The following is a 14,537-nucleotide window of genomic DNA, read 5'->3' on the forward strand; positions in this document are numbered from 1 at the left end:
AAAGACGCGGGCAAAACATCCATGATTGCTCCGTCCTCACCCACAGAATAATGAAAACAAACATAAAGCCCTCACTAGGTGTATAATCTTAGTGAGGGCTTTGTGGTTGACGAGTTAATGATGTTAGTCATCTAGGGCAAAACTATTGAAAAAGTAAAAACGCATAAAATCAAGTTATCAAAAACATTGATTCTACGCGTTTTTTTTACTGTAAACTTGTCCAAATTATTAAAGCCGGATTACGTTTTGACCAACCTCTTCATGAGCCTAAAAAGCAAATTGGGAATTGTAAACCTAATAGAGCCAAATTGCCGTAATACCGCATTTTCTAGGATAATCAAGCATTGCTTCATTCCGCTAAAAAGAAGACGAGTTCTCTTCTTTTTGATTATAAAAAGACAATCTCTTTCCCGTTTTCTTTAACCGTATAACTTAAGTCTTTTAGATTGATTGTAGCGTCTGCAACCACACTGCTACCTTGATTACGGCGAGTGATTACAAGCGTGTTTTCATCTAATACCTCTACATCAATACTGCCATCAAGGTCAAAAGCAGCTGAGTGATTTCGGAAAGTAAAGAGTTTGAGCAAAGCTTGAACCACTGGGCGTTTGACTTCTTCAGCAATTTCTTCACTCGTGTAATAATGACGATTGATGTTGCGGCCTTCTTTTGTTTTTTCTAACAAATCAAGGTCATTTTTTCCTGCTAAAAAGCCAACATAATAAACTTGTGGAATACCTGGTGCAAAAGCCTGAATCAAGCGTGCTAAGAAATATTTCTTGTCATCATCACCGAGCGCAGAATAATAAGTCGAATTGATTTGATAAATATCAAGATTATTGTATTCAGCAGATGAGTATTTGCGTTTGACATTAGCACCAACTTTATAAAGTTCGCTTGAGGTATAATCAATTTCCTCATCTGTCAAAATATCTTTAACATCAACCACACCAATTCCATCGTGTGTATCAAGCGTTGTAAATTGCTTCATTGGCGACATTTTCAACCAGTTCGCCAAGCGGCCAACTTTGCCGCTATATAAGCTATAAAGCGTCACCATGGGAAGTGCAAAATCATAAACATAATAGTCATGCTCAGCAATCTTAAACTGGATTGAATAATGCTCATGAATTTCTGGAAGTAATTCTGTGCCAGATTGAGCTGCAATATCACGCACTTTATCAAGTAAGTCCCAAATGTCTGGCTCTACGAAGAAATCATTGGTATCCAATTTCTTAACCGCATAAGCAAATGCATCTAGACGGATGAGGTCACAGCCATTTTCTGCCAAATGTTCGATGGTCTTTCGAATGAAATCCATGGTCACCTCTTTTGTCACATCAAGGTCAATCTGTTCCTCACCAAATGTATTCCACAAATGCTCAACCGAACCATCGGCAAAATGAATTTCTTGTTTTGGTGCACGATCTTTACGCTTATAAATCAAGTCCACATCAGCTTGTGTCGGACGATTCTCTGGCCAGAATTTATCCCAATTAAGGAATAAATCTTTATAAGCGCTGGCTTCGTGTTTTTCTTGATAATCTTTATAATATTTTGATTGACGAGAGATATGATTAATCATGAAATCAAACATGAGATAATACTTTTCACCTAAATTCTTCACATCATCCCAAGTACCAAATGCAAAATCTACCTCGTCATAATCAACAGGGGCAAAACCGCGGTCACCCGTTGATGGAAAGAATGGCAAAAGATGAATACCACCAACTGCTTCCCCAAAGTACTTCTCAAGATTATCCGCTAATTCTTTCAAATTCTTACCCAGACTATCCGAGTAAGTGATTAACATTGTTTTATTTTGAATTCCCATAATGATTCCTTTGTTTTATTTTCATCATTTATTTTGTGATATCGTTGAACACGACCTACGAGCAGAGCAAAAAAGATAATGTTTCCTAGAACGTACACGTTCTTCGTCAAAATTCCTATTTTTGCTACGCTCGCTATACGGCCCCTATGTCCTTACTTCACTGCGCCGTTGCTCATTCCTGAGATGATGTGCTTTTGGAAGATGAGGTAAACGATTGTGATGGTAATAATACCGACGACGTATGAGGCAAAGCTTGGGCCGTAATCGCTGAGGTATTGACCTGTGTAGTTATATTGGAAGAGTGGCAATGACCATGACTCTGAAGATTTATTCAACATCAAGAGGGGTAACATGAAGTCATTCCAAAACCAAAGAGCATTGATAATCAAAGTTGTGGCATGCATTGGTTTTAGCATAGGAAAGACAACTTTGCGGTATGTTGTAAATTTATCAGCTCCGTCAATTTCAGCAGCTTCATCCAAACTATCAGGAACACTCAATTTGATGTAACCAACGTACAAGAACAGAGTTTGAGGTACAGCATAAGTCAGATACAAGATAATCAAGCCCCAAATATTTGTCAAACCAAGTCGGCTCATCATAACTGTGATTGGAATCATGATGACTTGAAATGGCACGAAAATTCCCAAAATCAACAAGCTATACATAATGTTAAAAGCACGTTTTTTGCTCATATTACGCGCAATGGAATAGGCTGCTGCAGGAATAAATAGGGTTACTAAAAGGACTGAAACCACTGTAATAATGGTTGAGTTCCAGAAATAGTGTCCGATACCGTCTGCCAGCAAACGTGCATAGTTGCTTAATGTAACTGGATTTGGAAAAGCAAAGAAATGTTGCATGATATCTTTAGTCGTCTTAAATGAACTAAAGACTGTTGCTAGCAATGGAATCAAAATCAAAATTGATCCCGTGACTAAGAGCACATATTTCCAAAAAGTATGATAACGTTCTTCTTTTTTCATATTTCACTCCATTTATACTTCGAAACGACTTGATAATTTCAATTGCAACATTGATACCAAAACAATAATAGCAAAGAGAATCAAGGCAATGGCGTTAGCATAACCATATTGGTTACTTGAAAAGGCATAATTGTAAACCAAAAGACCAATTGAAGTCGTTGAGTTACTTGGTCCACCACCAGTCAAAGCAAAGATTTGGTCAAAAGCGGTCAGCCCTGATTTTAGTGCCATGATGAAAACCATGGAAATACTTGGTAACAAATAAGGCAACTCAATGTTCCAGAAAGTTTGTTTGCTGCTAGCACCATCAATTGCTGCCGCTTCTGTGATTTCACTTGGAATGGTTTGAAGCCCAGACAAGAAGAGAATAATTGGCATCGCAACACCTTGCCATAGCATAACAAATATTGCTGCAAAAATGGCACCGCCAGACGTTCCTAGAAGGCTTGTTTTCAAAAATGCAATGTTCAAAGCTTCGCCAATGGCAGGTAAACCGTAGTTAAAGACTTGTTTGAAAATCAAAGATACCGTCAACCCTGATAAAACAGCCGGAAAAAAGAACCAAGCTCTAAAGAAAGTTTTCCCTTTGATTTTAGCATTCAAAGCACGCGCCACCCAAATACCAATGACAATTTCTCCCACAATTAAAGCAAGAGTTAAAATTAAGGTAAAGCCAAGCGCCTTAAAGAATTTAGTATCTGTCATCAAAATTTTATAGTTATTGACACCCACAAAATCAAAATGATAAGTCAAACCAGTCCAGTTTGTAAAGCTATAAAAAGCTCCCTGAAACATTGGAAAATAGAAGAAAATAGCTTGTAAGATCAAAGGTACAATTAGAAACGTCCATCCCCAATACTTATTTAAAAATTTTCGCATAATCTACTCCTCTACTTCTTCACATCAGCTTTCATTGGGTTGAAGAAGGCATTTAACTCACTCGTGTATTGCTTAGCATCTTGATTCAAAAGATAGTTAGCTGTCAAGTTAAAGAAATCTCCTTCACTTGTCCAACTTTCACCAAGCCAGACATAATGTTTATCTGTAAATGCTAGCTGATAAAGCGGTGCAAGTGGAGAATTGTCATCTTCAACCACACCTTCTACAGATACTGGTGAGCCATCAACATCATAGTATTTCTGCATAGCTTTAGCTGATGCCATATAGGAAATAAATGTTTCACATTCTTTTTTGTGCTTTGTTGATGATGAAATTGATAGCGCCAAATCTCCCGCACCGACAGTAACTTCTTGACCAACTTTTTCACCAGGAAAGGCAAAGGTTGAAATTTCAAAATCAGGATCTTGCTGTTTAATCGCTGCTAGTACCCATGAGCCACCTGGTAACATCAACGCTTTTTCAGTCGCAAATGCCACAACGGAATCGTTGTAAGAAGCACCTTCCCAGTTAGTTTGTTGATTGCCTTTATCAGCAAGTAAATCCAAACGCATTAGAACCTCTTTAACCTCGCTATCAGAAGTTGAAATAGAATTAACAGGAGAAAAACGAAGATAGTCATTTGCCTTATCACCACTACCAGTCACACTAATATAGGCTAATTGATGATAACCATTTAAAGTCCAACCTTCACTACCAGCGAGCGCAAAGGGTGTTTCACCGTCAGCCTTGATTTGTTTTACCAAAGCCTCAAATTCAGCCCAAGTTTCTGGAACTTTAAGTCCTAATTCGTCAAATTTTGTTTTATTAAAGTAAATTCCTGAAACATTGGCAGATAACGGCACACTATAAATTTTTCCGTTTACTGCATAGTTTTCTGCATAGTTATTTTTTATATTCTTGAGGTAGGATTTACCTGTCATATCTTCAAAATAACCTGCTTTTGCCCACTCTTTAAAATCGACATTCTGAGGATAAATGTTAATGACATCTGGAGCGTCACCTGCAAGCATACGTGTTTTTAGAACTGTTCCAGCACTTGGAACGCTTGTCATTTTAACGTGAATGTTAGGATTTTCAGCTTCAAAATCCTTAATAATCTCTTTTAACGTATCCACCATTTCTGTCTTTTGATTGAAATATTCAATGGTTACCTTGCCATCAGCCGATGTGTCATCCTCTTTTGAACACGCCGTCAATGTTAAACTAGCAGTGACAGCTAAAGCTGCTATGCCAGCAGTTATCAATCGTTTACACCATTTCATTGAAAACCTCCTTACTGTTTCACGAAATAATATTGTTGACTAAGGTAATCGCCTTGTGGGAGAGTTACAGTCAAACCTGCATACATCAGTTCTGCACCTGAGAAGACTTGTCCTGTTTCTTGTAGACGATAGGTTGCCACTTCCTCTAAACCTTTCAGTTTGAGCGTTGTTTCGATTGTTTCAATCGTTGAAAGTGTGCGAACGTAAGTTACAACAGTTTTACCTTCATAGACAAATTGCACAGCCGCTTCATTTGCACCTTGTTCTGGATTGATGAGACGATAATGCTTCCCAAATTGAACAACTTGGCGAATATCTTTGTAATGAGCGACTTGAGCAGCAATCACTTCTTTATCGCTTTCTGGTAAGCTTGTCAAATCAAGTTCGTAGCCAAGATTTCCCATCATAGCAACATTTCCACGTGTTTCAATTGGTGTGGTACGCCCCATCTGATGATTTGGGCTTGCGGAGACATGTGAACCCATTGAGATAATTGGGTAAAGATAACTTGAACCATATTGAATTGGCAAACGAGAAATGGCATCTGTATTATCACTAGCCCAAACTTGTGGGAAATAACGCATCATACCAAGATCGTTTCGACCACCTCCCCCTGAGCAAGATTCAAAGAGAATATTGCTATGTTTTTCAGTCAAATAGGACACCAAATCATACAAACCTAGCATGTAAACATGGGATTGCATCTTGGTAGCAAGAGCAGAATCACCATTTCCGATATTTGTGATGTTACGGTTATAATCCCATTTGACATAATCAATAGCATTTTCTGTCAAAATCTTGTCAATAGCTGATTTAATATAAGCTACCACATCAGGGTTGGCAAGGTTAAGTACCAATTGATTACGAGAATAAGTATGAGCACGACCCTCGGCTTGAATAGCCCAATCAGGATGAGCACGGTAAAGGTCACTATCGACAGAAATCATTTCTGGCTCAAACCACAAGCCAAATTTCAAGCCTTTGGCATGAACTTTATCAATCAAATCACTCAATGGTCCACCGAGTTTTTCTTCATTGACAACCCAGTCACCAAGCGCACGATTATCGTCGAATCGATTTCCAAACCAACCATCATCTAAAACAAAGAGTTCAATACCGAGTTTACTTGCTTCATCAGCTAAATCCAGCAATTTTTCTTTCTTGAAATCAAAATAAGTCGCTTCCCAGTTATTGATAAGAATCGGACGCTCAACGTGGGCAAATTGTTTTGGCATGATGTGATTTTGCACAAATAACTGGCTTTCTTGGCTTAAATGTGTCAAACCTTTTGCCGAATAAGTCATCAAAGCCACTGGCGTTTCAAAATTATCTCCAGCTGCTAATTGCCAAGCAAAGTTATCATCATTAATGCCAATTCCCAGACGAACTTCATTCAATTGATTTTTTTGGACAAATGCTTGGAAATTACCACTATAAAGTAATTGAAGAGCTAAAGCCTGACCAGCCTCCTCCGTCGCTGTCCCATCACACAAAATCATAGCTGGGGTCTGAGCGTGACCAGAAGCTCCGCGATTCGAAGCGATGCTAAAGATGCCTTGCTCAACTTTTTGACGACGAACTGTTTTCTCACGCGCATAAGCGCCTTGCAAAGTTATCACATCATAATTGCTAGCTGGCACGTCAAGCATTGTCGATAAGGCACGATTGATAACAACAGCTTTATCAGATAGATTGCTAATCTTAGCAAAAGTTGAAATGCTAGTACAGTCTGCATAAGCTGTGTAATAAAGCGTCAGACGCAATTTAGCAAATTCATCTTCTAAGACAAACACTAGTGTCTCGGCGCTTTCTGTAGAATGAGGACTAGGTAATCCTGTTGCCTCAACAACTCCATGTAAAATGTGACTATCTTTTAACTTAAATTGTGTTAATTCATTGTTATCATGTTGGATTTTAAGTGATGGGCAACGAAAATCACCAAAACCATGTACCCCGAAAATCTGACGTTGGGTATCATAGCTAAACGTACGATTATCAGGAGTCGGATTGCCTGAAAAAGCATGATCTTTCTCCAATATCGCATTTGAACCGTGATAGTTAGCGATTTTGCCCCCAATATGACGAAGAAGCAAATCACCTTCTCGGTTCTCAATAATCATTGACATCTCTTTACTCTGAATGTAGAAAAGATTTCCTTTAATTATAATTCCCATTACGCTTTCTCCTTAATGTTTACTAAAATTTTACCACCAAATTCCCCTTTGTTAAATGGTAGGATGTTGGACAAATATGGTAAAATGTTGCTTATAGAGGAGATGATAATTTGAACGTTCTAAATACCTATAATGAATTTGATACCAATAATTTTGATCTAAATGTTGACCACTACGGTGCTGAAATCTGCGAAGGTAATTACTCTTTTGGACCAACCCTTCGTGATAATTTTGTTTTGCATTTTATTGTTGATGGCAAAGGAAAATTTACTATTGATGGCCAAACTACCGAACTTGGTGTCGGTGATATGTTTATCCTTCCCAAAGGAAAAGTGACCTTCTATCAAGCTGATAGCAAACACCCTTGGACCTATCTTTGGGTGGGCTTTAGCGGGTCAAAAGCTGAAAATATTTTAAGTAAAACTCAGCTACTAGAACAATACTTCTGCCATTCGACACTTAAGTCCAAAGTACTTGATCAAATCGTCAAATTAACTCAATTTCGCGACCAAAAACTCGATGACGTAACTGAACTTCAACTGATTGCTGAACTTTATAAATTACTTGCCTACTTAATTGAAGAATCTCCCAGTAAAGCAGTCTCTGATGGTAGTATTCTTATTCAAAACTATATTAGACAAACTAAAAAAATAATTCATTCACAATATGGAACTTCTTTAAAAGTGGGAGAAATCGCAGATAAACTCAATCTTAACCGTAGTTACCTTTACAAGATTTTCAAAGAAGAAACTGGCTATGCCATCAAAGATTACATCGTCCAAGTTCGCATGGAAAAAAGTGCTGATTTACTTACCAACACTACTTTTCATATTTCAGAAGTCGCAAACGCCGTAGGCTTCACAGATGCCCTCGCATTTAGCAAAGCCTTCAAAAAATACTTCAACCAAAGCCCAAGCAATTACCGAAAAGCACTGAAAAAATAAGCAAAAAGCGGTAGGATTCTCTTACCTAACGTTTTTTTGACAGCACTCAAATCCCCCAGGAGTCTAAGCTCTTGGGGGTGAAATGAAATGTATAACTAAGCGACTTTGACAAGTCTGACGTTATCAATGTTTAACCATTTGTTAGCAGAGGCGTTGACGTAAATGCCAATTTCACATTTCCCATTTGTGACTTGGATGTTATCAATCGTGTACGTTTTCCATGTGCTAGAGTCTTTTAGGGAGATGTTTTGCTCACTGCCGCCATAGTTTTTGATATAAAGCTGAGCAGTCTCAAGGCTAGTGTCCCCCATGGCGTCAATGCTTAATTTGTAAGTACCTGAGCCGAGGTTGCTAATCGTTTGATAAATGGAACTTTCAAAAGCTGTGTCTGACCAGAAAGTGAGCTTGTAACGTGTATCGTCGTAAACTTCTGTCTTGATACCTGCATTTTGACTGTTGGTCCATTTGTTCCAAGAAGATGGGGTTTCGGTATAACCGTCCCATTCAAAACTGTTATTAGCAACAACGTTTGTTAGGTTAGCGTAATTAAAGGCTTTGACGGCGCGTAGAGCATTTCCTGAGAAATCAAAGACCGCTTGATTTTCCCATTCATTACCCGTCACATCTGAAACACCAAGATATGACATACCTGCTTGTGTTGCCCATGAGACGTTGCCATTATACCAAAGTGGTTCCCAATAGAAGAAACCGAGACCGTTGTTATTTTTGACGTCTTTAATTTTATCAACCAAGTCTGTCAAAAATTCATACTGACCATCTTGGTTAGCTTTGTAACCACCAGCAGTCTCTTCTGTTGCCGTAAAGGCATTTGTTTTCTGGTCAGCATTATCAAGGGTATTTGCATAAGCTGTTTCAACCACAACAACTTTTTTGTTGTAGCGTTCGCTGATATTATCCATATTTTCAGAGAGTTCCGCTAATGTACCGTGCCAATATGGGTAATAAGAAATACCGACAATATCAAAATCAACGGATTGCTTAGTGATTTCGTCCAACCACCATTGAAAAGCTGATTTGTCACCGCCGTCTGCTAAATGAAGCATAATTGGGGTGTTGCTTTGCTGCGTGTCTTTCACAGCTTGAACACCAGATTTTAAGAAAGTCGCTAGGCGAGTGAATTCCTTTCCATCACCGCCCCAGCTTTTCCCGTAAGGCCAAAGCATACCGCTGTTTAATTCGTTTCCGATTTGCACCATATCAGGGTAAATGCCTTGTGACTTCATCTGATTAAGGACATCAGTTGTGTAAGAATACACTGTTGAATTTAATTGTTCAAAGGATTGATTCTGCCAAGCTTTGGGAAGATTTTGTTTTCCGGGGTCAACCCAGAAATCGCTGTAATGAAAATCGATTAAGACTTTCAAGCCTTTATCTTTAGCACGTTTGGCTAATTTGAGTGTTCTGTTTAAGTCATTGGTTCCTGCGCCGTAAGCATTGCCATTTGCATCATAGGGGTCAACCCAGAGTCGCAAACGAACGTAGTTAACACCATTTTCTTTCAAAATGGTCAGCGGGTCTTTTTGAGTACCATTACTCTTGTAAATCACTCCGCTTTGTTCCATTTCATCAAGAATCGAAATATCAGCTCCGTTGATGAACTCATCTGCTTTAGTCACGGTATTTCCAAGCGCAGCAAGACCAATAAGGGCAACAGTCGTCAAAAAAATCTTTTTTAGTATTTTCATAATCTTTCTCCCTAGCTTTTCTAAAATAGGTTAGGCAAAGTAAGACATTACGAAGGCTACGGCACCTTCTGGGTCACGTGTTAATTTAATATATTCAGCACCTTTTGTAGCTGCTAACTTGATACCAAGCGCGTCAGTATCTTTCTTAATATCTTCGTAGAATGAATTAACTTGGGGAGCAAGCACAATCATGTCAAAATCTTTCATAATCTCATAATGTGAACCGTAAGCACCTGCTGACGCTGTGATGTTTGCACCTGTGGCAGCGGCACCTTCAGTAAGAGCATTAGCAAGCATAGCGCTTGTACCAGCACCAGCACAAAGGACCAAAACGTTGATTGGTTTATCAGTCGTGACTTTAACAGCTGGTTTTTCCTCAACAACTTTTTCAGCTGCAGTTTTTACTGGAGTTGCACTTTCAGTAGCGGCTTCTTGCGCAGCATTTTCAGCTTCTTCTTCAAGAAGTGAGGCATCATAAGCTTTGATGAATGGGAAGTAGATAATCGCATCAACAACGATTAAAACAAGGACAAGAACAACAGCTAGAAGGCTAACGCCTGTACCAAGAATAAGTCCGATTGGCGCTGGTGTTGCCCAAGGAAGAACATACATGAAGCTGTTCATCTGAAGCACATCAACGAAGAATTTGAAAATCCAAACGTTGGCAATTGGTGCCAAAAGGAATGGAATAAAGAAATATGGATTAAGAATAATCGGTGTTGCAAAAAGCAATGGTTCGTTAACAGCGAAACTTACTGGGATAAATGAAGCTTTACCAACAGCCTTTAGTTGTTTTGATTTTGCAAAGAGTAGGAATAGGAAGGGAACGACTAAAGTAGCACCTGTGCCACCCATTGTACCAACAAAGTTTCCAAGTCCGGCTGTAAGAACATTCGAAGCATGTTCCCCTGCTTTGGCTAACTGTAAGTTAGTTTCAACATTAGCGTAAATAACTGCAACAATAGCTGGTTCTACAATTGATGGACCATGCACACCAACGAACCAGAAGAGCGCCATAGCACCCCAGATAATGGCAATTCCAAGGTAACCGTCTGCTGCTGTAAACAATGGTTGAAGAAGTGTGATAATTGCTTCTGCAAATGACGTACCAAAGAAATAACGGATGGCAGTATCAATGAGAACAGCAGCAAAAACTGCAAATGAGAATGGAAAGACATCACGGAATGTTTGCGAAATAGTCCCTGGTACTTCCTTTGGCATCTTAATGGTGATATCGCGCAACACACAGAACTTGTAAACATTGACGGTGATGAAGGCGGCTACAAAAGCAGCTAGAATCCCTTTTGTCCCCATATAGCCATTTGCCAAACCACCATCAATTTGATCTGCGCTCAACAAAAGGAAACTAACAATTGATGCAAGCATAACAGAAACCGCATTGATTTTTTTATTGCTTGGCATTTGACGATTGACAGATTCTGCCAAACAGCGTGCCGTAGTTGCCGCAACAAGAATTGCAACAACCCCCATAGAATAACCGTAAACCTTCCAAAGCCAAGTAGAAAAAGCTTCTGGAAGTGTTATTCCTACAACTTCTGGCAAGGCAGCAATCAAGATAAAGATACTAGAAAAGAGAATCGCTGGCATGGCTGCTAAGAAACCATCACGTATAGCACCAAGGTAAATATTGCGAGAAATTTTTTCAAAAAAAGGTTTCCCTTTTTCAATTTGTTGAATGAGTTTGTTCATGATACAACTTCCAAAGAACATAGGCTTGGTTAGTTATTTCTGACACATCTTTAAAAGAAATAGGAGATGTCAAAAATGACTATCGAGAGGAGATTATGCTGTTACTAAGCCCTAGTTCAACTTCCTTTCTTTTTTCAAAAATTAGCGATTTTTATATAATTCAATAAAATCCGTAATGAGGTCACGTAGCAACAAGGTTGTCATCAAGTGGTCTTGACCGTGAACAAAGATGAAACCAAGTTCCAAATCTTCGCCACCTGCTTCTTGTGCTAACAATTGTGTTTGAGCATTGTGAGCTTTAGCCAAATTTTCGTCAGCATCTTTAATCGCTTTATCAACATTATCAAAGTTGCCAGAGCGAACTTCCTTAAGCAATTGAAGAAGTGTGCTTCTTGCATCACCTGAGTAAGCCACAATTTCAAAACCTAACATTTGTAATTCTTTTTTATCCATTTTCTAAATCCCCTATTCTACAATTTTTGTATCGCTGATGTGTTTGTACCAGTAAGCTGACGCTTTTGGATAACGTTTTTGTGTTTCAAAATCCACATAGAACAAACCATAGCGTTTATTATAACCATTTGACCATGAGAACAAATCCATCAATGACCAAAGGAAATAGCCTTTAACATTAACCCCAGCATCAATTGCTTTGGCAAGAGATTGCAAGTAAACTTTCAAATAATCAATACGCGGTTGGTCCATGATGAGACCATCGTCAAATTCATCTTTATAGCCCATACCATTTTCTGTGATATAGATTTTATTGTAATGCGGATAATCCGATTTGATACGAAGAAGCAAATCATACAGACCTTCTGGATAGATAATCCAATCCCAGTCCGTTCTTGGAATACCTTCTTTGTAAATGCGTTCGCCAATACCTTTGACTTTGTAAACAGATGTTCCTTTGTCACCTGTACCGTTGTGATGAATGGCATTTTCGCCATTGTAGGCTTTAACAAAGTGACATTGGTAATGATTGATACCAAGATAATCGTTGCGGTGGCTGGCTTTTTTCATTTCCTCAAAGTCGCTATCAAGGAATTCGTAGCTGGCATTGTTAGCTGCACAGATTTCGTTAAGCGCTTCCATTGTTTCGTTTGAATAATAACCTAGATAAGTTGCATCCAGTAAGAATCGAATAGAAAGGGCATCATCTAAGAAAGCAGCATGTTTATCTTCTTCGCTATCTGTTGCTGGGTATTTTGTTTCAAGAGAATGTACTACACCGATCTCACCTTGATAGTCACCGTCTTTGAACAAATTAACCACACGCGCATGCGCATACATCATATTGTGCAGACATTGAATGACTTTTGACAGGTCATATTTGATTCCTGGTGGGAAAATACCAAGCAAATATTGGTTGGTTGCTACTGGGTAAATTTCATTGAATGTGCTCCAATGACGAACTTCTGTAAATTCTTCAAAACAGAATTTTGCATAGTTAACAAAAGCTTCAATCGTGTCACGGTTTAAGAAATCCCCATTGTCAAACAAAACTTTTGGCGTGTCAAAGTGATGGAGCGTGACAAAGGCTGTGATGTTGCGTTTTTGACATTCCGCAAACACTTTGTGGTAATAATCAACTCCTTCTTGGTTGACCTCACCAGTACCATTTGGGAAGATACGGCTCCAAGCAATGGATAAGCGAAGTCCGTTGACACCAAATTTTTCACAAAGTTCAATATCTTGTGGGTATTGATGATAGAAATCACTAGCAGGGTCTGGGCTGAAACGCCCTTGTTCTGCTAAGAAATCGTCCCAAGCTACTGGACCTTTACCACCTTCTTTAGTAGCTCCTTCAACTTGGTAGGCTGCTGTTGCCCCACCAAAAATAAAATCTTCTGGTAATTGATACATAATTTTCTCCTTATTTCAATAAGCGTTGAATGTGAATCACAAGGTAAACACGTTCACTACGCGATAAATCTATGTTTAGTTCTTGTTCAATCAAATCATAAATAGCTTGCCCAATTTGATAGGCTTGCGGATAATCTGATTTCACATATTCTTCCAAATTAATCAACGATGCATTATCTTGCTGATTCATCTGCAATCGATTAATGAGGTAGGTTAAATGAATCATCAAACGGTCGTAAAGATTACTATTTTCTGCGCTGCGCTTGATATTATTTTTTGCCAGCTCGTCTTCAATCAAAGTTAGCACTTTTTTCGTTGCATCCTCTTTGTTATTATCAAAAACTTCGTAATCACCTTTGGCATTAATGAAATGCAAAGCCATTCGTCCAACTTCATCTTCTGGAAAAGTTACTGACAACTTTTGACTTAAAACGACAACAGCCTCTTTCGCCATTTGAAACTCAGTAACATACGCTGCTGAAATATCTGGTAAATGACTCTCCTGATAAGTTCCCTTTAAAAGCTTTTGATACACCGAATAAACGTGGTCGGTAAGGGTTACATATAGATATTCCTGAACCGGAAAATGATATTTTGCTACCAAATCATCAATCATGTTATAAGTCACCGTTAGGATATCAAGCGGAATATTTTTCAAAAGGGTTAAAAAGTTTTCTTTGGATTCCTCTGTTTTCAAAAGGAAAACTTTCTCGACCTTGCTTGGAGTGATCAAATCACCTTTTTTCTTTTGAAAGACTATTCCTAGCCCCATGACAACGGCTTGTTCATCTTGTTCGTTTTTCACTAAGGCAACATTATTATTGAGCGCTTGTATAATCCGAAACATTATATCCTCCCTTAAAAGATTTTGACAAATAAAAAACCGCAAACAAACTAGAGCCTCCTCCTCTAGGTCATTTGCGGTCTTGCCTAATTATCTTAGTTACAATCCACTCTATTAACTTCTACGGTTATAATATAACACACAATTTCGATTTTGTAAACCCTTTCTTTGTGTTTTTTTGTTTGTTTTAAACATTTGGTAAATTCTCAAAGTAAGTTCTAGTTCCCGTCCTTCCAGAAGTTACTCTGAGAAAACTGCATAAAACCAACAGAATTTAGTCTCAGACTAAGTTCTGTTTTTGCCTAAAATGC

Annotated in this window: 11 protein-coding genes; 1 reads left to right on the forward strand and 10 read right to left on the reverse strand. The window is 38.5% G+C overall.

Translation table 11 applies throughout. The features are described from left to right. Nucleotides 1-388: 388 nt before the first annotated feature. From gtfA to A3I7_RS0101430, 5 genes are all read right to left on the reverse strand, one after another. A complete protein-coding gene (gene gtfA, locus A3I7_RS0101410) occupies nt 389-1,834 on the reverse strand; it encodes a sucrose phosphorylase (protein WP_018375001.1) in 1,446 nt (481 codons plus the stop codon). A gap of 152 nt (nt 1,835-1,986) precedes the next feature. Then, nucleotides 1,987-2,820 (reverse strand): carbohydrate ABC transporter permease, encoded by an 834-nt coding sequence (locus A3I7_RS0101415; protein WP_018375002.1) that lies wholly within the window; start codon nt 2,818-2,820, stop codon nt 1,987-1,989. Nucleotides 2,821-2,832: 12 nt separating this feature from the next. Continuing rightward, nucleotides 2,833-3,699, reverse strand: coding sequence for a carbohydrate ABC transporter permease (locus A3I7_RS0101420; RefSeq protein WP_018375003.1), 867 nt, complete (start codon nt 3,697-3,699; stop codon nt 2,833-2,835). Nucleotides 3,700-3,710: 11 nt separating this feature from the next. After that, nucleotides 3,711-4,982, reverse strand: a complete 1,272-nt coding sequence (locus tag A3I7_RS0101425; RefSeq protein ID WP_018375004.1) for an extracellular solute-binding protein — start codon at nt 4,980-4,982, stop codon at nt 3,711-3,713. 11 nt (nt 4,983-4,993) lie between these two features. After that, nucleotides 4,994-7,156 (reverse strand): alpha-galactosidase, encoded by a 2,163-nt coding sequence (locus tag A3I7_RS0101430; RefSeq protein ID WP_018375005.1) that lies wholly within the window; start codon nt 7,154-7,156, stop codon nt 4,994-4,996. A gap of 110 nt (nt 7,157-7,266) precedes the next feature. Here A3I7_RS0101430 and A3I7_RS0101435 point away from each other — a divergent pair, with 110 nt between their 5' ends. Beyond that, on the forward strand, nt 7,267-8,100 hold the full coding sequence (locus A3I7_RS0101435; protein ID WP_018375006.1) for an AraC family transcriptional regulator: 834 nt from the start codon (nt 7,267-7,269) through the stop codon (nt 8,098-8,100). 95 nt (nt 8,101-8,195) lie between these two features. Here the strand turns inward: A3I7_RS0101435 and A3I7_RS0101440 are convergent, their stop codons facing one another. The 5 genes from A3I7_RS0101440 to A3I7_RS0101460 all read right to left on the reverse strand — a co-directional run bounded on the left by A3I7_RS0101440 (nt 8,196) and on the right by A3I7_RS0101460 (nt 14,229). Further along, nucleotides 8,196-9,806, reverse strand: a complete 1,611-nt coding sequence (locus A3I7_RS0101440) for a glycoside hydrolase family 53 protein (RefSeq protein ID WP_018375007.1) — start codon at nt 9,804-9,806, stop codon at nt 8,196-8,198. A 30-nt stretch (nt 9,807-9,836) separates the two neighbouring features. Further along, a complete protein-coding gene (locus A3I7_RS0101445; RefSeq protein WP_018375008.1) occupies nt 9,837-11,516 on the reverse strand; it encodes a PTS lactose transporter subunit IIBC in 1,680 nt (559 codons plus the stop codon). A 141-nt stretch (nt 11,517-11,657) separates the two neighbouring features. Next, a complete protein-coding gene (locus A3I7_RS0101450; RefSeq protein WP_003063087.1) occupies nt 11,658-11,969 on the reverse strand; it encodes a PTS sugar transporter subunit IIA in 312 nt (103 codons plus the stop codon). A 12-nt stretch (nt 11,970-11,981) separates the two neighbouring features. Then, nucleotides 11,982-13,382, reverse strand: coding sequence for a 6-phospho-beta-galactosidase (gene lacG, locus A3I7_RS0101455; protein ID WP_018375009.1), 1,401 nt, complete (start codon nt 13,380-13,382; stop codon nt 11,982-11,984). Between the two features lie 10 nt (nt 13,383-13,392). Beyond that, nucleotides 13,393-14,229: a PRD domain-containing protein gene (locus A3I7_RS0101460; RefSeq protein WP_018375010.1), complete on the reverse strand. Its 837-nt coding sequence runs from the start codon at nt 14,227-14,229 to the stop codon at nt 13,393-13,395. Nucleotides 14,230-14,537: the final 308 nt, after the last annotated feature.

Source organism: Streptococcus orisratti DSM 15617 (assembly GCF_000380105.1).
Lineage (GTDB): Bacteria > Bacillota > Bacilli > Lactobacillales > Streptococcaceae > Streptococcus > Streptococcus orisratti.